This is a genomic window from Spirillospora sp. NPDC049024 (assembly GCF_040649235.1).
GTDB lineage: Bacteria > Actinomycetota > Actinomycetes > Streptosporangiales > Streptosporangiaceae > Spirillospora.
Window position 1 is genome coordinate 302868 of sequence record NZ_JBEZFD010000002.1, and the last position, 21595, is coordinate 324462.

19 protein-coding genes are annotated in these 21595 nt (G+C 71.7%); 15 read left to right on the forward strand and 4 right to left on the reverse strand.

Annotated features, from left to right (window positions below; genetic code table 11):
* Positions 1-25 precede the first annotated feature (25 nt).
* On the forward strand, positions 26-757 hold the full coding sequence (locus tag AB0C21_RS04250) for an isocitrate lyase/PEP mutase family protein (protein WP_500202610.1): 732 nt from the start codon (positions 26-28) through the stop codon (positions 755-757).
* A gap of 259 nt (positions 758-1016) precedes the next feature.
* On the forward strand, positions 1017-1841 hold the full coding sequence (locus AB0C21_RS04255) for an oxygenase MpaB family protein (RefSeq protein ID WP_500202611.1): 825 nt from the start codon (positions 1017-1019) through the stop codon (positions 1839-1841).
* Positions 1842-1856: 15 nt separating this feature from the next.
* On the opposite strand, the gene AB0C21_RS04260 is transcribed toward AB0C21_RS04255, so the two are convergent.
* Both AB0C21_RS04260 and AB0C21_RS04265 read right to left on the reverse strand, forming a co-directional pair.
* On the reverse strand, positions 1857-3623 hold the full coding sequence (locus AB0C21_RS04260; RefSeq protein WP_500202612.1) for a BCCT family transporter: 1767 nt from the start codon (positions 3621-3623) through the stop codon (positions 1857-1859).
* Positions 3624-3749: 126 nt separating this feature from the next.
* Positions 3750-4931, reverse strand: coding sequence for a cytochrome P450 (locus AB0C21_RS04265; RefSeq protein ID WP_500202613.1), 1182 nt, complete (start codon positions 4929-4931; stop codon positions 3750-3752).
* 130 nt (positions 4932-5061) lie between these two features.
* Between AB0C21_RS04265 and AB0C21_RS04270 the strand changes: the two genes are divergently transcribed.
* Positions 5062-5877 carry an SAM-dependent methyltransferase gene (locus AB0C21_RS04270; RefSeq protein ID WP_500202614.1) on the forward strand — a complete coding sequence of 272 codons (816 nt, stop codon included), beginning with the start codon at positions 5062-5064 and terminating at the stop codon, positions 5875-5877.
* A gap of 10 nt (positions 5878-5887) precedes the next feature.
* Here AB0C21_RS04270 and AB0C21_RS04275 read toward each other — a convergent pair whose 3' ends face one another.
* Positions 5888-7312, reverse strand: a complete 1425-nt coding sequence (locus AB0C21_RS04275; protein ID WP_500202615.1) for a pyridoxal phosphate-dependent decarboxylase family protein — start codon at positions 7310-7312, stop codon at positions 5888-5890.
* 71 nt (positions 7313-7383) lie between these two features.
* Here AB0C21_RS04275 and AB0C21_RS04280 point away from each other — a divergent pair, with 71 nt between their 5' ends.
* Positions 7384-8361: a helix-turn-helix domain-containing protein gene (locus tag AB0C21_RS04280; RefSeq protein ID WP_500202616.1), complete on the forward strand. Its 978-nt coding sequence runs from the start codon at positions 7384-7386 to the stop codon at positions 8359-8361.
* 120 nt (positions 8362-8481) lie between these two features.
* Here AB0C21_RS04280 and AB0C21_RS04285 read toward each other — a convergent pair whose 3' ends face one another.
* A complete protein-coding gene (locus tag AB0C21_RS04285) occupies positions 8482-10302 on the reverse strand; it encodes a bifunctional metallophosphatase/5'-nucleotidase (protein WP_500202617.1) in 1821 nt (606 codons plus the stop codon).
* Between the two features lie 225 nt (positions 10303-10527).
* Here AB0C21_RS04285 and AB0C21_RS04290 point away from each other — a divergent pair, with 225 nt between their 5' ends.
* The 11 genes from AB0C21_RS04290 to AB0C21_RS04340 all read left to right on the forward strand — a co-directional run bounded on the left by AB0C21_RS04290 (position 10528) and on the right by AB0C21_RS04340 (position 21571).
* Positions 10528-11406 (forward strand): S1 family peptidase, encoded by an 879-nt coding sequence (locus tag AB0C21_RS04290; RefSeq protein ID WP_500202618.1) that lies wholly within the window; start codon positions 10528-10530, stop codon positions 11404-11406.
* A 362-nt stretch (positions 11407-11768) separates the two neighbouring features.
* Positions 11769-13361, forward strand: a complete 1593-nt coding sequence (locus tag AB0C21_RS04295; RefSeq protein WP_500202619.1) for an AMP-binding protein — start codon at positions 11769-11771, stop codon at positions 13359-13361.
* Positions 13358-14590 carry an acyl-CoA dehydrogenase family protein gene (locus tag AB0C21_RS04300; RefSeq protein ID WP_500202620.1) on the forward strand — a complete coding sequence of 411 codons (1233 nt, stop codon included), beginning with the start codon at positions 13358-13360 and terminating at the stop codon, positions 14588-14590. Before AB0C21_RS04295 ends, AB0C21_RS04300 begins: the two co-directional genes overlap by 4 nt.
* Before the next feature lie 23 nt (positions 14591-14613).
* Positions 14614-15366: an enoyl-CoA hydratase/isomerase family protein gene (locus AB0C21_RS04305; protein WP_500202621.1), complete on the forward strand. Its 753-nt coding sequence runs from the start codon at positions 14614-14616 to the stop codon at positions 15364-15366.
* An 8-nt stretch (positions 15367-15374) separates the two neighbouring features.
* The gene (locus AB0C21_RS04310; RefSeq protein WP_500202622.1) at positions 15375-16316 is read left to right on the forward strand and encodes a VOC family protein; all 942 of its coding nucleotides are present in this window, start codon (positions 15375-15377) and stop codon (positions 16314-16316) included.
* Complete coding sequence (locus AB0C21_RS04315; RefSeq protein WP_500202623.1) at positions 16307-17389, forward strand: acyl-CoA dehydrogenase family protein; 1083 nt, start codon at positions 16307-16309, stop codon at positions 17387-17389. The genes AB0C21_RS04310 and AB0C21_RS04315 overlap by 10 nt, the downstream gene beginning before the upstream one ends.
* Before the next feature lie 403 nt (positions 17390-17792).
* Positions 17793-18830 (forward strand): hypothetical protein, encoded by a 1038-nt coding sequence (locus AB0C21_RS04320; protein ID WP_500202624.1) that lies wholly within the window; start codon positions 17793-17795, stop codon positions 18828-18830.
* An 8-nt stretch (positions 18831-18838) separates the two neighbouring features.
* Complete coding sequence (locus tag AB0C21_RS04325) at positions 18839-19180, forward strand: ArsR/SmtB family transcription factor (protein ID WP_500202625.1); 342 nt, start codon at positions 18839-18841, stop codon at positions 19178-19180.
* Positions 19181-19183: 3 nt separating this feature from the next.
* Complete coding sequence (locus AB0C21_RS04330; RefSeq protein WP_500202626.1) at positions 19184-19690, forward strand: SRPBCC family protein; 507 nt, start codon at positions 19184-19186, stop codon at positions 19688-19690.
* Positions 19690-20310: a dihydrofolate reductase family protein gene (locus AB0C21_RS04335; protein ID WP_500202627.1), complete on the forward strand. Its 621-nt coding sequence runs from the start codon at positions 19690-19692 to the stop codon at positions 20308-20310. The genes AB0C21_RS04330 and AB0C21_RS04335 overlap by 1 nt, the downstream gene beginning before the upstream one ends.
* Before the next feature lie 70 nt (positions 20311-20380).
* Entirely contained in the window at positions 20381-21571 is a 1191-nt protein-coding gene (locus AB0C21_RS04340; protein ID WP_500202628.1) for a sensor histidine kinase, read from the forward strand.
* Positions 21572-21595 lie beyond the last annotated feature (24 nt).

A 21595-nucleotide genomic window follows, 5' to 3' on the forward strand; every position in this document is an offset into this window, starting at 1 on the left:
CTACAGGGAAGAGAAGGAGACAGACATGACCGACAACGCCGCACGCCTTCGGGAACTGCACCGGCCGGGCGACCCGCTGCTGCTGCCCAACGTCTGGGACGCGGGGAGTGCGAAGACCGTCCAGGAGGCCGGGTTCCCGGCCCTCGCCACCGCCAGCGCCGCCGTGTCCGCCATGCTCGGCTACCCCGACCACGAGGGGGCGCCCGTCGAGGAGATGTTCGCGGCCGCCGAGCGCGTCATCCGCGCGGCGACCGTCCCCGTCACCGTGGACGCCGAGGCCGGGTACGGGCTCCAGCCGGGTGAGCTGGTCGAGCGGCTGCTCGCCATCGGGGCGGCGGGCTGCAACCTGGAGGACACCTACGCCGGGGAGCTGGCGAAGCCGGAGACGCAGGCCGAGTACATCGCGGCCGTCCGCGAGGCGGCCGGCGACGCACTGGTGATCAACGCCCGGGCCGACGTGTTCGTCGCCAAGGCGCCGGACCCGGTCGAGGCCGCGATCGCCCGCGGACGGCTCTACATGGAGGCCGGCGCCGACTGCGTGTACCCGATCGCGGCGCCGCTGGACGCCCTCCCGTCCCTGGTCAAGGGGATCCCGGGGCCGATCAATGCGAACAACTTCCCCGGCACCTCGCTCAGGGATCTGGCGGAGACGGGCGTCGCGCGCGTCTCCTACGGCCCGATGCCGTACCTGCGCGCCCTGGACGCGCTGAAGGAGTTCGCCGGCCGCGTCCTGGCAAAGGGGGACCCCTACGCCTGACCGGGGGGTCGCCTACGCCTGGCCGGGTCTCCCGCATGGGCCCGGGCCGCCTGGCCAAGGGGCGACCGCACAGGCCTGAGCTCTGGCGCCTGCGCCCCGCCCGGCGTAGGCGCCTGGCCTCCGGTGCGGGCCGCGTGTGAGGGCGCTCTCACGACGGGCGCCTTGCAAGTGTCCACTTACGATGGCACAGTGAGACGAAAATCGACTCGTTGTATCAGACGTGGGCGCAGGCGCGAGCCCGTACGGAGGTGGGGCCGGCATGACCGCGACCGTTGCGGAGACGCCGCCGAAGATCGTCCTGGACTCGATCAGCGGCATGGCCCTGGCCGCCGCCGCGGCCAACGTCGTCATGCAGCTGTCCCGCCTGCCGATCGGGCACGGCGTCGCCGAGAGCACGGTCGACAGCGGCCGCGTCGACAAGCACCCGGTCAAGCGGGCCCGCACCACGCTCAGCTACATCGCCGTCGCCATGCTCGGCACCGAGGCCGAACGGGAGGCGATGCGGCGCGAGGTGAACCGGGCGCACCGGCACGTCCGCGCGAAGGAGCCCGTCGCCTACAACGCGTTCGACCGCGAGCTGCAGCTGTGGGTCGCCGGGTGCCTCTACGTGGGCGTCGAGATGATCTATGCGATGCTGTACGGGGAGCCGTCGGAGGAGGAGGCCGCCGAGCTGTACCGGTACGGCGCCCGCTTCGGCACCACCCTGCAGGTCGCGCCGGAGATGTGGCCGCCGGACCGGGCCGCCTTCGAGGAGTACTGGCGGGCGGGCGTGGAGAAGATCGAGATGGACGACGTCACCCGCCGCTACCTGCGCGACCTCGCCGACATGCGCTTCCTGCCCGCGCCCGTCCACTGGACGCTCGGCCGGTTCCACCGCTTCCTGACGCTCGGCTTCCTGCCCCAGCCGTTCCGCGACGAGCTCGGCCTCCCGTGGACGCCGCGCGACCAGGTGCGCTTCGACCGCTTCGCCCGCGTGCTGGCACGGAGCAACCGCGCGCTGCCGGGCCCGGCCAGGATGTTCCCCTTCAACCTCTACCTGCGCGACGTCCGGCGCCGCATCAGGAGGGGGCGCCCGATCGTGTGACCTCGTCCCGGGCACTCAGCGGGGCACATCCCGGGCCGCGGCGTCCGCGTTCCGCGCGTTCTCCGGGTTCTCCCGATCCCGCGCGGTGTCCGCGGTGTCCTGCGTGTCGGACGGTTTGATCTGGAGTTCGAAGTCGCCCTTGTGATGGGTGACGCCGGCGATGACGGCGTCCTCCAGGACCTCGGCGCCCTTGTGCTGGCGGCGCATCATCGGATCGGAGCGGACGTCCTTCGCCAGCGCGACGCACAGCAGGATCAGCACGATCGCGAACGGCAGCGCGCCGATGAACGTGATGTTCTGGATCCCGTTGAGCGCCTCGTCCCCGCCGATCACCAGCATGATCGCGGCGACCCCGCCGGTCATCGCGCCCCAGAAGACCACGATCCACCGGGACGGGGAGGTCGAGCCGCGCTGCGACAGCGTGCCCATGACGATCGACGCCGCGTCCGCGCCGGACACGAAGAAGATCGCGACCAGCACCATGACGACGACCCCGGTCACCGCCACCCACGGCAGGTGGCCGAGGACGTTGAAGGTGATCTGCTCCTCGGTGCCGTTCCCGAACGGGTTCAGGCCCTTGCGCTGCTGGTCGACGGCCGTCCCACCGAAGATCGCGAACCAGACCACGCTGACCGCGCTCGGCACGAGGATCACGCCGGCGACGAACTGCCGGATGGTGCGGCCGCGGCTGATCCGGGCCAGGAACATGCCGACGAACGGCGCCCAGGAGATCCACCACGCCCAGTAGAAGATCGTCCAGTTGGACAGGAACGTCTTCATCGGCTCGCCGCCCGTCGCGCCCGACCGGGACGCCATCTCCCCGAAGTCCTGGAGGTAGACGCCGAGCGTGGTGGGCAGCAGCTCCAGGATGAAGACGGTCGGCCCGACCACGAACACGAAGAGCGCGAGGAGGACGGCCAGCACCATGTTGATGTTGGACAGCCACTGGATGCCGCGCGCGACGCCGGACACGGCCGACACCACGAAGCAGACCGTCAGCACCACGATGACCAGGACGAGGACGGTGGTGCCGAGCGACTCGATCCAGCCCGCCTCCTGCATCCCGGTCCGGATCTGCAGCGCGCCGATGCCGAGCGAGGCGGCCGAGCCGAACAGGGTGGCGAACAGCGCGAGGACGTCGATGACCTTGCCCGCGGGACCCGCGGCGCGGCGGCGGCCGAGCAGCGGCGTGAACGCCGAGCTGATCAGCTGGCTGCGGCCGCGGCGGTAGTGGCTGTACCCGATCGCGAGGCCGAGCACGGCGTAGATCGACCACGGGTGCAGCGTCCAGTGGAACATCGTGGTCGCCATGGCCGTCTCGATCGCGGCCTCGCTCTGCGCCGGGTCGGTGCCGGGCGGCGGCTTCACGAAGTGCGTGAGCGGCTCGGCGACGCCGAAGAACATCAGCCCGATGCCCATGCCCGCGCTGAACATCATCGCGACCCACGAGACGGTGCGGAACTCCGGCTCGTCCCCCTCCTGCCCGAGCGGGATGCGGCCGTACCGGCTGAACGCCAGCCACAGCGAGAAGATCACGAAGCCGGTCGCGGCGAGCACGAACAGCCAGCCGACGTTCGTCAGCAGCCAGTCCAGCGCCGTGCCGGCGACCGAGCCGAGGCCGCCGGTGTCGGCCGCGCCCCAGATCACGAACGAGGCCGACAGCACCGCCGCGACGCCGTAGACGATCCAGTCGGTGCGCGGCCGCTCGTGCTTGACGAGGCTCACGGGCTCGGTGCCGGGATACTCGTCGCGCTCGCCCGGCTCGGGCTTGGTCCTTTCCATAGCCCGTTCTCATGCCCGAAAGTTCAGTTTTCAGTTACGCAGGGGAGCGATCCGTTTGCAAAATCTTTGGGTTCGCGGAGCCGGCGTCCCCGGCCGTCGGAGCGCCTCCGGCCGGGGACGGCGCGGTCAGCGGCGGGCGGTGACGCGGGTGGGCAGGGACGCGAAGCCGCGGTCGTTGGACGAGCGGACCCGCTTCGCGGCGTCGATGTCGATCTCGTAGTCGGCCACGACGTCCGCGATCTCGCCGAGCGCGATGCGGGCCTCCAGCCGGCCGAGGTTCGCGCCGAGGCAGTGGTGGCGGCCGTTGCCGAACGCGAGGGACGCGCCGGTGTCGCGGTCGAGGTCGAAGCGGTCGGGCTCGGGGAAGACGTCCGGGTCGCGGTTGGCGGCGCCGGTGAGCAGCAGGACGCGCGCGTCCGCCGGGATCGTCACGCCGTGCAGCTCCACGTCCTCGTTGGTGGTGCGGGCGAGCGCCTGGGACGGCGGGTCCCAGCGCAGCGTCTCCTCGATCCAGTCCTCGACGCGCCCGCCGAGCGCGGCGGCCCGCTGCTCGGGGTGGCGCCAGGCGGCGTGCCAGGCGTTGCCGAGCGTGAGCATCGTGGTCTCGATACCGGCGCCGACGAGCAGGATCAGCACGCCGACGATCTCCTCCGGGGTGAGCCGGTCCTCGCCCTCGGCCGCGTCCAGCAGGCCGGACAGCAGGTCGTCGCGGCGCCGCTGGGCCCGCCCGACGGTCAGCTCGGTGTAGTAGGCGACGAGGGCGCCGATCGCCTGCAGCGCCTCGGGCGGCAGGTCGTCGCCCGCCTCGTCCCGGTACATGATCGCCATGCCGAGGTCGCGGACCTTGCCGCGGTCGGCCTCGGGGACGCCGACCAGCTCGGAGATCACGTCCGTGGGGAAGCGGGCCGCGAAGCCGGTCATCAGGTCGAAGGAGTCGCCGTCCAGAAGCGGCGCCAGGCACTCGCGCGCGATCTCGCGGATGCGCGGCTCCAGCGCCTGGACGCGCTTCTGCGTGAACGCCCGCGACACCAGGCCGCGCATCCGGGTGTGCTTCGGCGGGTCCATCGCGACGAAGGAGAAGAACCTCTCCGCGTCCGGGCCCCAGAACGCCGGCTCGATCCGCAGGCCGTTCCGGCTGGAGAAGCGGGCGGAGTCCTTCAGGGCCGCGAGAACGTCGGCGTGCCGGGAAAGGGCCCAGAAGTCATCGGCGTCGTTGCGATGGACCGGTGACTTCTCGCGCAGTTCCGCGTACACCGGGTAAGGGTCGTCCTGAATCGCGAAGTCGAAGGGACTGTAGAAGAGATCCACGGTCGCCACCATTTCACAAAGGCCGCCGTTTCGGTCCCCCGCAGATGTGAGATTCTGTTCTTCGCCCGGTACGGCCAGGGCACTTGATCTTGAGCCGCGGGGGCGCGGCGCGCAACGAAACGAGGTCGCCGTGGAAGATGAGCGGGTCCCCGCGGGGATCGACCCGACGAAGGCGCACCCGTCCCGCCGCTACAACTACTGGCTCGGCGGCAAGGACAATTTCGCGGTGGACCGCGAGTCCGCGGAGGTGGTCGCGTCCGCGTGGCCGACCGTCGGCCTGTCCGCCCGGGAGAACCGCAAATTCCTCAAGCGCGTGGTGGGATACCTGGCCGGCGAGGCCGGAATTCACCAGTTCTTCGACATCGGCACCGGGCTTCCGTCGGCCGGCAATGTGCACGAGGTCGCCCAGGCGATCGAGCCGACGTCGCGCATCGTCTACGTCGACAACGACCCCGTGGTGCTCGTCCACGCCCGCGCCCTGCTGAACAGCCACCCGGCGGGCCGGACCGCCTACATCGAGGCCGACCTGCGCGAACCCGACAAGATCCTCGCGAACGCCGATCTGCGCGAGACCCTGGACCTGTCCAGGCCGGCGGCGCTGATGCTGGTCGCCACCATGCACTTCATCACCGACGACCACGACCCGCACGGCATCGTCTCCCGGCTGGTCTCGGCCCTGGCACCCGGCAGCTACCTCGTGATGACGCACGCGACCAGCGAGCACCTCACCCCCGAGCAGTATGCGGAGAACGAGGAGGCGAACGCGCGCAGCGGCGTCCCGTTCCGGCTCCGCACCCGGGAGGAGTTCGCGCGCTTCTTCGACGGCCTGGAGCTCCTCCCGCCCGGCATCACCTCGGTCGTCGACTGGCGCCCCGACAGCCCGCCGGAGGAGCGCCCGTCGGTCGAGGACGTCTCCATGCTGTGCGCCCTCGCCCGCGTCCCCTGACCCCGCCGGATCAGGTGCGCGCCTTGTTCACGGCGTCGACGAGGTCCTCGACGTCCTCGGCCGTGGTGCGGTGGCTGATGACGCAGGCGCGCAGGGCGGCGCGCCCGTCCAGCCGGACGGGGCTGATCCACGCGCGCCCGCTCTCCACGACCGTGCGGGCGAGCGCGTCGTGGTGGTCCCACGTCCCGTCGCCCGGGTCGGCGAAGCACACGACGGGCAGCGGGGTGTCGTTGACGATCTCCCAGCCGGTCGCGGCGAGCCTGCCGCGCAGCAGGTCCGCTAGGGCGGCGTCGCGTTCGAGCTGCTCGGCGTAACCCGCGCGGCCCGCGACGGCGAGGCTGAGGAAGAGCTTGAGGCCCATGAACCGGCGCGACCACTGCTGGGTCGAGGTGTAGGGGTCGACGGTCCCCTGGATCTCGTCCGGCATGTAGGACGTGGTGACCCGGAAGGTCTCCGCGAGGCCCTCGGCGTCGGTGGTGAGCAGCGTGCCCGCGCCCATCGGCACGCTCAGCCACTTGTGCGCGTCGAGCGTGACGGAGTCGGCGCGCTCGATGCCGTCCAGGGCGGGGCGCAGCCGGTCCGACAGCGCCGCCGCGCCCCCGTAGGCGGCGTCCACGTGCAGGCGGAGGCCGAGGTCCGCGCACAGGTCCGCCAGGTCGTGCAGCGGGTCGATCGCTCCGGCGCCGGTGGTCCCGGCCGTCGCGGCGACGAGGAACGGCAGGTCGCCGCGCGCCCGGTCGGCGGCGATCAGCTCGGCGAGCCGCCCGGCCGCCATGCGCAGCCCGGGGCCGGTCGGGACGAGGCGCACGGCGTCCCGCCCGATGCCGGTCGCGTGCGCGATCTTCAGCCAGGCCAGGTGGCTCTCGGACGACGCGTACAGGAGCGGGCGGCCGGGGACCGCGCGCAGCCCCTCCTTCCCGTACTCCGGCCAGGTCCTGGTCAGCGCGAGCAGCACGGCCGTCAGGTTGGCCTCCGCGCCCCCGCTCGTGAACGAACCGGCCACCGCGCCGCGCGGGTAGCCGAGGCGGCCGCCGAGGAAGCGCACCAGGTGCGCCTCGATCTCCGCCGCGGCGGGGGCGTGCGACCAGGCGGCGAGCTGCGGGTTGAACGCCGCCGCGAGCGTCTCGCCGACCACGCCCATGAAGGTCGGCGTGGGGTTGAACAACCCGAAGTACCGGGGATGGGTGGTGTGGACGGTCGTCGCCCGCAGCAGCTCCGCGACCCCGTCCACAGCCTCGCCGGGTGCGACCGGGCGGTCGAAGTCGTACGCGCCGATCGCCGCCCGCAACTCGCGCACGTCCACGGGGGCGCTCACATCCCGCCCGGCGATCCGCTCGCGCTCGCCGCGCATCAGGTCGACGACCTGCCGCCACACGTGCTCGGCCGCCTCCGCGGGCGGATCGAAGGAGGCTCGTCCAGAGGGGAAGTGGTCCATGCGTCCGAGCCTGGCGTGCGCGGGGCCCGCCCCCAAGTGGCACAAGTGACCATCACCGCTAAATTAGTGACATGCACACGCTCGCCGTCGCCGTCACCGAGGGCGTGCCGATCTTCGAGCTGGCGATCCCGTGCGAGGTGTTCGGGTACGAGCGCCCGGGGCTCGCCCCGTCCTGGTACGACTTCCGCCTCTGCGCCGCTCCCGGCACCCGCACCGCCGCCGGCTTCGCCCCGCAGGCCGAGTACGGCCTCGACGCGCTCGCCGCGGCCGACACCGTCGTGGTCCCCGCCTGCGCGAGCGTCATCGACGAGCAGCCGCCGGACCTGGTCGACGCGGTCCGCGCCGCGCACCGCAACGGCGCCCGCGTCGTCTCGCTGTGCACGGGCGCGTTCGTCCTCGCCGCCGCGGGCCTTCTGGACGGGCGCCCGGCGACCACCCACTGGATGCACGCGGGCGAGCTGGCCGCCCGCCACCCGAAGGTCATGGTGGACGCGTCCGTCCTCTACATCGACGACGGCGACGTGCTGACCAGCGCGGGCACCGCCGCCGGGCTCGACCTGTGCCTGCACGTCGTCCGCAACGACCACGGCGCCGCCGTCGCGAGCGCCCTGGCCAAGCGCCTCGTGATGCCCGCGCACCGTCCCGGCGGCCAGGCCCAGTACATCGACGCGGCGGTGCCCCTGACCGACGCCGACGAACTGGGTCCGCTCCTCGACTGGGCGCGCGAGCGCCTCCACGAGCCCCTCACCGTCGCCGCCCTGGCGCGCCGCGCGAACGTCACCACCCGCACGCTGATCCGGCGCTTCCACGCCGCGACCGGCACGACCCCGATGGCCTGGCTGCGCGGCATCCGCATCGACTACGCGCGCGAACTCCTGGAGACCACGTCCCTCCCCGTCGACCAGATCGCCGAGCGCTCCGGCCTCGGCAGCCCGGCCAACCTCCGCCACCACTTCACCCGGGCGGTAGGCGTCCCTCCGACCGCCTACCGCCGCGCTTTCTTTCAACAGTCCCGGCCCACTTCGCTCGCCTGGCGGCTCGCTACGTGACCGTGCCTGGGCGAACGCGGCATCGCTTCGCGATCTGCCCGGTGCCGCTCGCCTCCGGCTTCGCCGCACCGGGCAGGTCACGCGTTCGCGCGCGTGGCCGAGGACACTTCGAGCCAGGCCCTAGAAGACCGGGGTGCCGTTCCGGACGAGCTTCCAGTTCTGCACGTGGAACGTCGCGGGGTCGATGGTTCCGGCGGCGGACGCGTACTCGACGATCGCCTCGCGGATCGCCACCTGGGCGTTGTAGACGACCGGGGCCGCGGCGATGTGGGGGAAGCCGCCGCCGCCCGACTGGCGGTAGTTGTTGACCGCGACGACGAACTTCTGGTCGTCGGCGACGGCCTTGCCGTCGTAGGACAGGTTCGCGATGCGCGAGCCCGCCGGCTTGGCGATGTCGACGTCGTAGGTGACGCCGGAGAACTGGTCGTAGTTGTAGTCGGGGCGGTTGTTCGCGTTCGTCCACGAGGCCGGGTCGACCGGGGCGCCGGGGTCGACCTGCTTGAAGTACTGGGCCGAGTACTCCAGGTACGCCTTGATCTGGGAGCCCGTCAGGACGCTCGCCAGCAGCGTGTTGTCGTAGATGTAGAGGCCGGCGATGTCCCGGATCGTCACCTTGCCGGCCGGGAAGGTCGCGGCGCGGCTGAAGGGCGCGGCGATCGAGACGACGGGCAGGGACGCGTTCTCGGTGCCCGCGACCGCCTCCTTGACCTTCGCGGTCTGCACCAGGTGGATGTAGTCCAGGATCGCGGTGTCCTTCCAGCAGGACTCCGCCGCCGACATCTCCTCGGTGGAGGTCGCGACCTCCTTGTTGACGTAGGCGACCACCGCGTCGTGCTGCTTCTTGACGAGCGTGACGAGCTCCGGGTCCTCGTCGACCGTGTTGCTGTTCACGGTCGTCGCGGACTTGCCGGCGACCTTCCAGCGGCCCCGCTCGTGGACGAGGGTGAGGTCGAAGACCGACAGGCGCTGGCCCCAGCACTTCGGCTCGCTCAGCACGACCGTCCGGCCGGTGGCCTTGTTGGTGACGAACCGCTGCGGGATCTCCAGGTGCGCGTGCCCGAACAGGATCGCGTCGATGCCCGGGACCTGCTCGGCGACCAGGGCGGCGGCGTTCTCGACGGGCAGCGCGTCACCGTAGGACGAGGTGCCGCTGTCGCCGGAGTGGGCGCTGACGACGACGACGTCCGCGCCCTTCGCGCGGATGACCGGCACCCAGCGCCGGGCCGTCTCCACCAGGTCCAGGAAGTCGAGCTTGCCGGAGACGTTGGCCTTGTCCCAGATCGCGACGCCCGGGTTGGTGAGGCCGAGCAGCCCGACGCGGATCGGCGGGTAGCCGCGGACCCGCATCGTCTTGATCATGTACGGCAGGTAGGCGGGGCGGCGGGTGCCCGCGTGGACGGCGTTGGCGGCGAGCACCGGCGCGTCCATCTGCTCGACCCACCTGCTCAGGAACGGGATGCCGTAGTTGAACTCGTGGTTGCCGAGGGCCACGGCGTCGTAGCCGATGGCGTTCATCTGCCGCGCCATCGGATGGATCCCGCCGGTCTCGGTGATCGGCTCGACGGAGGCGTAGTAGAAGCCGAGCGGGGTGCCCTGGATGGTGTCGCCCGCGTCGAAGAGCAGCGTGCGCTCGCGCCCGCGGTCGGCGCGGATCTGGTTGACGAGGCTGGACACGCGCGCCAGGCCGACCACGTTGCCCGCACTGTCGGTGTACTCGGCGTCCTTGTAGTAGTCCCAGTTCACGACGTGGCTGTGCAGGTCGGACGTGCCCATGACGGTGATCGTCACGGACCTGCCGGGGGTCGCCGCCTGAGCGGAGCCGGGCCACCCGGCCAGGGCGAGCGCGCTCGCGGCGGTGAGGCCGCCGAGGACCTGCCTGCGGCTGACGTCCGGCACGCGGCACGAACACCAGCGGGGCTCAGGGGCCTTCGGATTCTCCATGACGCACTCGTTCCTTCCGCAGGGGTGACGGCAGAACGATAGAGGCGCAGCTCAGGATCGCTTTCGGCGACATCCTCCGATCCTTGGGCGGATTCGTTGGCAGTCCTTGTGCACCGTGTCCGGCCCGGCGTTATTTGATCTTGTATCGGAGAGTGCCGGACATCGGGCGGCCGCGGCCGGTAGCGTCCCCCAGGTCAAGATCAACTCGACCGATCGGAGCTGTCCTTGCGGACGAGCGACAGGAAGACGAGAGGGACGTGGCGCAGGCTCGCCTGCGCGGCGGTGCTGGCGGGCGGGACGGTCGCCGGCCTCGGGACGGCGGCGCACGCCGACGAGCCGCCGCCCACGCCGAAGATCATCGGCGGGACGCCCGCCGACCAGGCGTACCCGTTCATGGCCTCCCTGGAGTACGAGCGGAACGGGAACCCCGACTCGCACCGCTGCGGTGGCGGGCTGATCGGCGAGGAGTGGGTGGTCACCGCCGCCCACTGTGTGACCCGGGCGGGCCAGGACGGGGCGCCCTACTCGGTCATGGACCCCGCGCTGTTCCACGTCCGGGTGGGCTCCAACGACCGGACGCAGGGCGGCAGCGTCGCCGGGCTCAAGGAGATCGTCGTCCACCCGGGCTACCGGTACCTGGACGACCGCTCCGAGGGCAAGGACATCGCGCTCCTGCACCTCGACACCGCGGTCCCGCAGCCGCCCGTCCCGCAGGCCAGGACGATCCCCGCGCCGGGGACGCCGGTCCGGCAGATCGGCTGGGGCTACACCTCCACCAGCGACAACGACCCGAGTCAACTGCCCGTGCGACTGCAGCAGCTCGACACCAAGGTGATCTCGCCTGGGACGAAGAAGTGCCAGGTGGACGCCAACGGCGACGACGCGTGGGGCTACCGCGACCACGACATCTGCACCGACAACCCGGAGGGCGTCCGCGGTCCGTGCGGCGGCGACTCCGGCTCGCCGCTGCTGATCAAGGTCAGGGGCCGCTGGGTCATCACCGGCGTCGACTCCCGAGGCGTCGGCGACGTCTGCGGCGAGACGCCCGACATCTACACCAGCATCGGGTACCACCACCGCTGGATCGCGAGCGTCACCGGCTGATCTCGTCCCCGGGCGAACGCCCGGCCAGGCCGCCGCCTGGCCGGGCGTTCCGTCGTATCGGGGGTACTTCGCCTGCTGAGGCGTGTGTCCGAAAACCGGGGGCCGGGTGGTGTGGCGTGCGTCACAGTGGTGATGGCGTGTCCCAGTAGCGCGCTACTTGAACGTCCTTGTTGTCTTTTCGCCACTATTGCCGTGTTTGGCGTTTCGTGTTCCTCTATTTAAGGCAATGTCTGATTGCGGACCCCGCCGGCCGTTTCCGCGCCGCCGTCCGCCCGCCCGCCAACGAGCCGCCCATCGAGCCGCCAGCCGTCGAGCCCACCCAGCCCGTCGACCCACGCCACGCAGCGACAGCGGAGGTCCGGATGCGCAAGGAGACGCTGGAGAGCTTCGTCCTCGGGGACGTTCTCCGGTCACAGGCGCAGGTGCACCGAAGACAGACGTTCCTCAGGTTCCGCGACGGGGAGATCAGCTACGGCGAGGTGGACGCCGCCGCCGACCGGCTGGCCCGCGCGTTCTCCGCCGCCGGCATCGCGCGCGGCGACCACGTGGGCGTGATGCTGCCCAACTGCGCCGACTTCGTGCACGTCATCTTCGCGCTGGCCCGGCTGGGCGCGGTCGCCGTACCGATCAACATCGCCTACCGGGGCGAACTGCTCCGGCACGTTCTGGACAGCTCCGACTCCGGCCGGCTCATCATCGACGGCCCGTACGCCGAGCGGCTCGTCGAGATCGCGGACCGGCTGCCCAAGCTGGAACGGGTCATCGTGCGGGGCGCCGCGGAGGCCGGGGTGCTGCTCGACCGGCTCGGCAAGCCCGCGCGGGACATGTCCGCGCTGCCGGCCGACGGATCCGGTCCGGTGGACGCCGGCGTCGCCTTCAGCGACATGCAGGCGATCATGTACACGTCCGGCACCACCGGGCCGTCCAAGGGCGCGATGGTCCCGCACGCCCTCGCGCTGACCTGCGCCTACGACTCGCTCGACTTCCTCGACCGCTGGGGCAAGACGATCTACTGCCCGCTGCCGCTGTTCCACGCCGCCGCGCTGTGGGACGGCATGCTCTCGGCCCTCCTCGGCGGCGGCTCGATCGCGATCGTCGAGAGGTTCAGCGCGTCGAGGTTCTGGGACGACGTGCGCCGCTTCGACGCGCAGGTCTGCATGAGCGTGTTCTCCATGATCCCGATCCTGCTGAACCGCCCGCCGACGTCCCGCGACCGCGACCACCGGCTGGAGACGTTCTACATGGGCAAGTCCAACCTGGACGAGCCGCTGCGGGAGCGCTTCGGCGTCCGGTCCGTGGAGACCTACACCAGCACCGAGGCGGGCATCGCGACCGGCAGCCCGTACGGGGAGTGGCGGGTCGGCTCGTGCGGGCAGGCGCACGAGGAGCGGTTCCAGGTGGCGGTCGTGGACGAGCGCGACCGGGAGGTCGGGCCGGGCGAGCCGGGCGAGCTGGTGCTGCGGCCGAAGCAGCCGTTCGTCCTCACGACCGGCTACTACGGCAACTGGGAGGCCACGGCCCACTGCTTCCGGAACATGTGGTTCCACACCGGCGACCGGGTATGGCGCGACGACGACGGGTACTTCTACTTCCTCGACCGGATGAAGGACGCCATCCGCCGGCGGGGGGAGAACATCTCCGCGTTCGACCTGGAGACCGAGATCAACCGGCATCCGGCGGTACTGGAGTGCGCCGCGATCGGCGTGCCCTCGGAACTGGAGGACGAGGACATCAAGGTGTCGGTCGTGGTGCAACCGGACACCGGGCTCGACCCGGAGGAGCTGGTGGCCTACTGCGAGGAGCGGCTGCCGCGCTCGATGGTGCCGCGCTACGTCGAGTTCATCGACGCGCTGCCGCGCACCCCCACCGACAAGGTCGCCAAGTACAAGCTGCGCGCGCAGGGCGACGGCGGGATCACCCCGACCACCTGGGACCGGGAGGCGAGCGACCGGTGAACTGGGACGACACGCCAGAGCAGGCGGCCTTCCGCGAGGAGGTCCGCGCCTTCGTCGAGGAGCGGTTCCCGGCGTCGTACCGTCCGGCCGGGGACGCGGAGCACAGCCTCGAACCCGAGGACGTCGCGGGCTACAACTGGCCGGTCGACCGGGTCGCGGAGGATCCCGAGCGGCGCGAGGGCGCGCGGGCCTGGGCGGCGGCGCTGGCCGAGCGCGGCTGGATCGCGCCGCACTGGCCCCGGGAGTACGGCGGCGCGGGCCTGTCGGCGCTGGAGGAGTTCGTCCTGCACGAGGAGATGATGCGCGCCCGGGTGCCGACCGTGAACGGCATCGGCGCGTTCCTCCTCGGCCCGACGCTGCTGGTCCACGGCACCGACGAGCAGAAGGCCGTCCACCTGCCGCCGATCGCGGCGGGCGAGGCGACGTGGGCGCAGGGCTTCTCCGAGCCGGAGTCGGGCTCCGACCTGGCCTCGCTGCGCACCCGCGCCGTCCGGGACGGGGACGAGTACGTGGTCGACGGCCAGAAGGTGTGGACGTCCCTGGGCCAGTACGCCGACTGGCTGTTCGTGCTCGTGCGCACCGACCCGTCCGCCGAGCGCCCCCACCGCGGCATCACGTTCCTGCTGGTCGAGGCCGACTCGCCCGGCGTGACGATCCGCCCCATCACCGACATCCGGGGTGCGGTGCCGTTCTGCGAGATCTTCTTCGAGGGCGTCCGGGTGCCGGTGGCGAACCGGGTCGGCGAGGAGAACCGCGGCTGGTACGTGGCGATGTCCGCGCTCGGCTTCGAGCGGGCCGGGATCGGCGCCACCATCAAGTACGAGCACGCCCTCGCCGATCTGGTGGCCTACCTCAGGTCGCCGGAGGGGGCGCGGCACGCCCGGCGGAGCCCCGCGCTGCGTGAGGAGGTCGCGCGCCGGCGGACCGAGATCGCCGTCCTGTACAACCTGGCCCGCTACACGGTGTCGCGGCAGGCGGCGGGCGACGAGCCCGGCTTCGAGGCGTCCGTCAACCAGCTGTTCGGGGCCGAGCTGCACCAGCGGCTCGCGCGGACGGGCGCGCTGGCGTTCGGGCGGTCCGCCGCGCTCTGGGACCGCGAGGGGGCGCCCCTCGACGCGGTGTTCACGCACATGCGCCGGGACTCGGTCGCGTCCACCTTCCTCGGCGGCACCACAGAGATCCAGCGCAACGTCATCGCCACCCGGGGCCTGAACCTGCCCCGCGGCTGACCACTACGGGAGGAGCCACGGACATGCCCGAGGAGTACGAGACCGTCGACCTGCGGATCGAGGAGCGGGTCGCCTGGCTGACGCTGAACCGGCCGGACAAGCTCAACGCGCTGACGCCCACGACGATGACGGAGCTGCGCGACATCTTCACCCGCGTGGACGACGACGAGGACGTCTGCGTCGTGGTGCTGCGCGGCGCGGGCGAGCGCGCGTTCTGCGCCGGCATGGACCTCTCCTGGTCGGAGAAGCTGACCCCGCGCGAGCGGATCGAGCAGGGCCGGCTCGGCGAGAAGACGTTCGCGATGATGGAGCGCCTCTCGGTCCCGGTGATCGCGGCGGTGCACGGCTACGCGGTCGGCGGCGGCCTGGAGCTGGCGCTCGCGGCGGACTTCATCATCGCCTCCGACGACGCCAAGATGGGGCTCGTCGAGATCACGCTGTCGGCGCGTCCCCCGTACCGCCCGAAGATGACCGAGGACGGAGACCCCGACCAGCCCGAGTTCGGCGGGTCCGCGCCCGGCTGGGGCGGCGTGAAGCGGCTGCCGGAACGGATCGGCAAGGCCCGCGCCAAGGAGCTGCTCTTCACCGGCGCCCGCATCGGCGCCGAGCGCGCCCTGCAGCTCGGCCTGGTCAACGACGTGTATCCCGCCGCGGAGTTCGACAAGCGGATCGGCGAGCTGGCCGAGCGGATCGCGGCGATGAACCGCTACAACCTGCGGCTCGTCAAGGAGCTCGTCACCTACGGCTACGACTGGATCGAGCCCCACCCGAGCTAGGAGGACCCGTGCAGATCTACCGAATCGATCATGTCGCGCAGGTGACCCCCGACCTCGAGACGCAGGTCGCCCTGCTGGAGGGCCTTTTCGGGTTCCGGCGCGTGCGGAGCTGGGACAACCCGGCCGAGGGCGTGCGCGGCGCCCGGCTGGAGATCCCGGGCAGCCGAGGGCAGGCCTGGGAGGTCGTCGCGCCCGCCGGCGACGGCGGCTCGTTGCAGACGTGGCTGGACGAGCACAAGGGCCGGCCGGGCCTGCACCACGTCGGCGCCGAGGTGCCCGACCTCGAAGCCGTCCGCGCGGAGCTCGAGGTGCGCGGCATCAAACCGACGGACTGGGCGCGCGGCGGCTGGCTGGAGGCGTCGCTGAGCCCGCCCGAGCACGGCACCGGCGTGCTGTGGCGGCTCCGCGGGCCGGGCAGCCTGGACATGTGCGGCGACACCGCAGCCGCCGCGGCCGCCGAGCCGTCCCCGCCGGACGGCCCGACCCTCGGCGTCGTGGCCCTCGACCACATCTGCCAGGCGTTCCACGACCGGGACGTCCTCGCCCGCTGGTACCACGACCTCGCCGGGTTCGTGCAGGTCTGGCGGACGGCGGACGAGGAGCACCCCGACATGGCCGACCTCGTGCTGAACATCCCCGGCTCGGCGATCTGCTGGGAGGTCATCATGCCGCGCGGGGAGGACTCGTTCATCGACCGCTTCCTGGAGCGCGGCGGCCCGGGCGCGCACCACGTCACCTTCGAGGTGGCCGACTGGGACGCGGCGCTGGCGGCCTGCGACCACCACGACGTCCCGACCTTCGACGACGAGGAGGGCGTCACCGACGGCGCCGCATGGAAGCACACGTTCATCCACCCGAAGCACACCGGCGGCATCCTCGTCCAGCTGTTCTGGGAGGAGCGGCCGGGAGTGTGGGTCCGCTCGGACAAGGTGCCGCCGCCATGGACCTGAGCCTGACCGAGGACCAGGAGCTGATCGCCGCCACGGCCCGCGAGCTCCTGGAGTCCAAGGCCGCGACGGCGGGCGCGCGGGCCCTGGCGGGCGACCCCGCCGGCCACTCGGCGCCGCTGTGGAAGGAGATGGTCGAGCTCGGCTGGCCGGGCCTCGCCCTCCCCGAGGAGCACGGCGGCGTCGGCGGCGACTTCCTGGACGTCTGCCTGCTGTTCGAGCAGCTGGGGTACGCGCAGGTCCCGAGCCCGCTGCTGGCGTCGGTCGCGTGCTGCGGCATGCCGGTCGCGCGGTTCGGGACGTCCGCGCAGAAGGAGCGCTGGCTGAGCGCCATCTCGGAGGGCCGGATCGTGACCGCGGCACCGCTCCCGTGGGACCGTCCCGGCGAGGGGCTTGTCGCGACCCGCTCCGACTCCGGGTACCTCCTGGAAGGCACGGCCACCTTCGTGCCGTTCGCCGCGTCCGCCGAGAACATCCTGCTGGTGGCCCGGCTCGACGGCGAGCCGCACGCCTTCTGGGTCGACGCCGCCGACGTCACACTGAAACCACTCGGGACGATCGGCCACGACCGTCCCTGCCATGCGGAACTGGACGGCCTGTGGGTCCCGGACGAGGACTCAATGGGCCCGGACGCCGCGAACGCGATCTCCCTCTTCGGCGCGGCAGCCACCTGCGCCGAGATGGTGGGGGCGGCGCAACGCGTCCTCGACATGACGGTCCAGTACGCCACCGAACGCGAGCAGTTCGGCCGCGCGGTCGGTTCGTTCCAGGCCGTCCAGCACCACTGCGCGAACATGGCCATCGACGTCCTCGGCTCCCGCTTCACCGCCTACGAGGCCATCTGGCTCCTCTCGGCGAACCGCGACGCCGCGCAGGCGGTGGCGATGGCCAAGGCCTGGGTGAGCGAAGCGTACGAACGAGTGTGCGCCCTAGGCCACCAGGTACACGGCGCCATCGGCTTCACCCGGGAACACGACCTGCACCTGTTCTCCGAACACGCACTGACCGCGTCCCTGGCCTTCGGCGACGCCCACTTCCACCTGGACGAACTGGCAACATCCCTCGACCTGCCCTGACCGCCGCCAAGGGGGGAGAAGCCGACCACGCCACCAACAAGACCGGGTGGGCGGCGCGCCGGGGTGTGGGTGGGTACACCCCCTGAGGGGGCTGGGTGCACCGGCGTTCGGGGGTGTAGGTCGATGGTGTGACGGCACCCGCCTTTTTAGCGTCGTGGGCATGGAAATGAGCTTCGTGAGCGGCCGTGTGCCGCGGGTTCTTCTCGGTACCACGCTGGTCGCCGCGGGTGCGGGTTGCGCCGTGCCCAGCGCTGAACATGCCGCAGCCGCGGCCGGACGGTCGGATCTCGTCGGGCGGCGGGGGACGGTGGTCTCGGTGACGCCGGTGGTCCGCATGTCGCGGTCGCAGGTTCGCGACTACCTGGGCAACGAGGGCCTGAGGTCTCCGCAGCCGCGTAGCGGGGTGAGCGGCTTAAGGGTCCTCTACCGCACGGTCTCCGCGACCGGTCGGCCCACCCTCGCCAGCGGGATCGTCGTCCTTCCCAGCGACACCGCCGGGACGCTGCAGGCCGTCAGCTTCGCCCATGGAACCCACGCCGGCCGCAGCACCGCCGGTTCGGTCGCCGCCGACGGGCAGAGCAGGATCGCGGCGGTCTACTACGCCGCCGCCGGATATGCCGGTGTCGCCCCCGACTACCTCGGCCTGGGGCTGGGGCCCGGAGCGCATCCCTACCTGGACGCCGCTTCGGAGGCGTCCGCATCGCTGGACATGCTCCGCGCCGCCCGCGCCGTCGCCGCCCGGCAGGGCAGGGGACTTGAGCGGCGGGTGCTGGTGACCGGCTTCTCGCAGGGCGGTCAGGCCGCCATGGCGCTGGGACGCCGACTGCAAGGCGGCGCCGATCCCTACCTGCGGCTGGGCGCACTGGCCCCGATCAGCGGGACCTACGACCTGCGGCGCGCACAGCTGCCGGCGACTCTGCGCGCCCGGAGCTCACTGGACCCGCGGGTGTCCGCGTTCAACCTCGCCTATGCCACGGTCTCTTGGAACCGGCTCCACCACCTGTACAAGAGGCCCTCGGAGGTCTTCCAGGCGCCCTACGACACGACCATGGAACGGCTCTTCGACGGCGGCCACGATGAATCGGACATCTTCCCCCAGCTTCCCGCCACTCCCGAACGACTGGTGACCCCGCGCTACCTGCACTGGCTCGACCACCCCTCAGGCGCGCTCCTGCGGGCGATCCGCGCGGCCGACGGCACCTGCGACTGGGCACCGCGCGCACCGATCCGCCTGTACGGCGCGTCCGCCGACGAGCAGGTCACCTTCGGCAACACCCGCAACTGCGTCCGCGCCCTCCGCGCCCACGGGACCCGGCCGCAGGTCGTGGACTACGGCACCGGCGCCGGCACCGACCACTTCGCCACCCTCCACCGCGCCCTCCCCGACACCCTGCGCTGGTTCCGCACCCACCGTTTGACACATTCCCATATGGGAATATGATTGCGGCCATGGCACGAGCAGCGACGACGTCGGACGTCTTCAACGCGATCGCCGAGCCGCAGCGCCGGGAGATCCTGGTGTTGCTGCGGGCGGGTGAACGGCCGGTGACCGAGGTGGCCGAGGAGCTGGGGATGACTCAGCCGGGGGCGTCCAAACACCTGCGGGTGCTCCGGGAGGTCGGGCTGGTACGGGACCGCAGGGCGGGCAAGCAGCGCCTGTACGGCCTGGACGCCCGCGGGCTGCGCCCCGTCCACGAGTGGACCGGCGGGTTCGAGCGGTTCTGGAACGAGAGCTTCGACCGGCTGGACGCCTACGTGCAGGACCTGAAGCAGGCAAGGCAGGAGGAGTAGCTGATGAGCGCAATGGGACGGAGGGCGCCGGCGCGGTCCGCGACGGCCGACCGCGAGATCGTCATCTCCCGGGTCATCGACGCCCCGCGGGAACTGGTGTTCGAGGCGTTCACCGAGGTCCGGCACCTGTCGCGATGGTGGGGCCCGGAGGGGTTCTCCACCACCACGCGGTCGTTCGAGTTCCGCGTCGGCGCGGAGTGGGACTTCGTGATGCACGGACCGGACGGGACGGACTACCCCGAGTGGATCTCCTGGACCGAGATCGCCCCGCCGGAGCGCATCGCGCTGCTGCACGGCGAGTCCCCCGGCGACCCGAACGCCTTCGAGTCGGTGATCACGTTCGCGCCCGACGGCGCGGCGACCCGGATCGAGATGCGCACGGTGTTCCCGACCAAGGAACTGCGCGAGGAGGCGGTCGAGAAGTACCACGCGATCGAGGGCGGCCGGCAGACCCTGAGCAACCTGTCCGCCTACATCACCGAGACCGTTCGAAAGGGAGATCAGGACTGATGGCAGGAAAAGTGTTCTTCAGCGTGTCGATGTCGGTGGACGGCTTCATCGCGCCCGAGTCCCTTGGGGAACTGATGGGGCGGCAGTGGAGGGAACTGCAGGCGTGGATCCTCCCGCAGCGGTTCTTCCGAGAGAACCTCAAGATGGGCGAGGGCGGCGAGGAGGGGCGCGACAACGACATCGTGCGGGAGACGTTCGAGCGCACCGGCGCGAGCGTCATGGGCAAGCGCATGTTCGACGCCGGCGAGAGGATGTGGCCGGAGGAGGCGCCGTTCCACACGTCGGTGTTCGTCGTGACGCACGAGAAGCGCGACCCCTGGGAGCGGCCGGGTGGGACCACCTTCCACTTCGTCAATGACGGCATCGAGTCCGCGCTCGGCCAGGCACGCGAGGCCGCCGGCGACCGCGACGTCCGCATCGCGGGCGGCGGCGAGACGATCCTGGAGTACGTGAACGCCGGCCTGATCGACGAGTTCTCGATCGCGCTGTCGCCCGTGCTGTTCGGCTCCGGCATCCGCCTGTTCGAGGAGGTCGACGCCGGCCGCGTGGCCCTGGAGCCGGTCCGCGCTGAGCCCTCCCCGAGGGCGACGCACCTGACCTACGCCGTCCGGGAGCGGTAGGCGCGCCGCGGGGGTGAAGTTGATTGGACCAGGCTCCCCGGAGGGTGTCCGGTCGGCGTAGTTTGGCCGGATGAGTGTGGTCGTTGCCGTGGCCGCGACGCTGGTGGTCACGTGGGTGCCGGCGTTGCTGTGGGGGCGGCGGCATCGGCGGCGGGGGGATCTCGGGGGGCCCGAGCGGCGGGCGACGTTCGAGACGCTGCACACCGTTTCGCGGGTGGCGCCGGCGTTCCGGGGCGGGTTGACCGAGCAGGGGGCACAGAAGGCGGCCCGGCATCTGCGGGCGCTGCTCGGGTGCGAGGCGCTCGCCATCACCGACGGGGAGCGGCTGCTCGCCTGGGACGGGGAGCACGACCACCACGCGGTGGACGGGCCCAAGCACGCCGAGGTCACGCGGGGAAACGGGCGCACGCAGGTGCACGACGTGGAGTGCGACCGGCTCGACTGCCCGATCCGGAGGGTCGTGGTCGTGCCGCTGGCCACCGATGACCGGGTGGTAGGGACGCTGGCCGCGTACGGGGAGGACGTTCCCGCCGGGCTGATCCGCGCCGCCGAGGAGGTCGCGCAGTGGGTGGACGCCCAGCTCGAACTCGCCGAGCTGGACCATTCGCGGACGCTGCTGATGGAGGCGGAGATGCGGGCGCTGCGGGCGCAGATCTCGCCGCACTTCATCTACAACTCGCTGACGACGATCGCCTCGTTCGTCCGGTCCGATCCGGAGCGGGCGCGGGAGCTGCTGCTGGAGTTCGCCGGGTTCACCCGGTACTCGTTCCGGCGGCACGGCGACTTCACGACGCTGGCGGAGGAGCTGCGGTCGATCGACCGGTACCTGCTGCTCCAGCGCGCCCGGTTCGGTGAGGAGCTGCGGGTGACGCTGCGGATCGCGCCCGAGGTGCTGCCGGTGGCCGTTCCGTTCCTTTGTCTGCAGCCGCTCGTGGAGAACGCCGTGCGGCACGGGCTCCAGGACCGGTCCGAGCCCGGGCTGATCACGATCATCGCGGAGGACGCCGGGGCCGACTGCGTGATCAGCGTGGAGGACGACGGGATCGGCATGGACCCCGAGGACGTCCGCCGCCTGCTGTCCGGGGAGCGGCCCGAGCCGTCCGCCGACGACGCGGCGGGGATCGGGCTCGCCAACGTCGACGCGCGGCTCCGGCAGGTGTACGGGGACGAGTACGGGCTCGCCGTGGAGACCGGGCCGGGCGCCGGGACGAAGATCACGGTGCGGGTCCCCAAGTACCGGCCGGGTGTGACGGCCTCTTGACGTGGGGTTATTTGTTGACTGGAA

What these genes read in the sequence shown, in the direction of transcription:
- AB0C21_RS04330 (WP_500202626.1), top strand. Translation starts at nt 19,184, where the DNA reads ATGAGCGCAATGGGACGGAGGGCGCCGGCGCGGTCCGCGACGGCCGAC.
- AB0C21_RS04280 (WP_500202616.1), top strand. Translation starts at nt 7,384, where the DNA reads ATGCACACGCTCGCCGTCGCCGTCACCGAGGGCGTGCCGATCTTCGAG.
- AB0C21_RS04295 (WP_500202619.1), top strand. Translation starts at nt 11,769, where the DNA reads ATGCGCAAGGAGACGCTGGAGAGCTTCGTCCTCGGGGACGTTCTCCGG.
- AB0C21_RS04325 (WP_500202625.1), top strand. Translation starts at nt 18,839, where the DNA reads ATGGCACGAGCAGCGACGACGTCGGACGTCTTCAACGCGATCGCCGAG.
- AB0C21_RS04335 (WP_500202627.1), top strand. Translation starts at nt 19,690, where the DNA reads ATGGCAGGAAAAGTGTTCTTCAGCGTGTCGATGTCGGTGGACGGCTTC.
- AB0C21_RS04260 (WP_500202612.1), bottom strand. Translation starts at nt 3,623, where the DNA reads ATGGAAAGGACCAAGCCCGAGCCGGGCGAGCGCGACGAGTATCCCGGC.
- AB0C21_RS04305 (WP_500202621.1), top strand. Translation starts at nt 14,614, where the DNA reads ATGCCCGAGGAGTACGAGACCGTCGACCTGCGGATCGAGGAGCGGGTC.
- AB0C21_RS04340 (WP_500202628.1), top strand. Translation starts at nt 20,381, where the DNA reads ATGAGTGTGGTCGTTGCCGTGGCCGCGACGCTGGTGGTCACGTGGGTG.
- AB0C21_RS04275 (WP_500202615.1), bottom strand. Translation starts at nt 7,312, where the DNA reads ATGGACCACTTCCCCTCTGGACGAGCCTCCTTCGATCCGCCCGCGGAG.
- AB0C21_RS04315 (WP_500202623.1), top strand. Translation starts at nt 16,307, where the DNA reads ATGGACCTGAGCCTGACCGAGGACCAGGAGCTGATCGCCGCCACGGCC.
- AB0C21_RS04250 (WP_500202610.1), top strand. Translation starts at nt 26, where the DNA reads ATGACCGACAACGCCGCACGCCTTCGGGAACTGCACCGGCCGGGCGAC.
- AB0C21_RS04285 (WP_500202617.1), bottom strand. Translation starts at nt 10,302, where the DNA reads ATGGAGAATCCGAAGGCCCCTGAGCCCCGCTGGTGTTCGTGCCGCGTG.
- AB0C21_RS04255 (WP_500202611.1), top strand. Translation starts at nt 1,017, where the DNA reads ATGACCGCGACCGTTGCGGAGACGCCGCCGAAGATCGTCCTGGACTCG.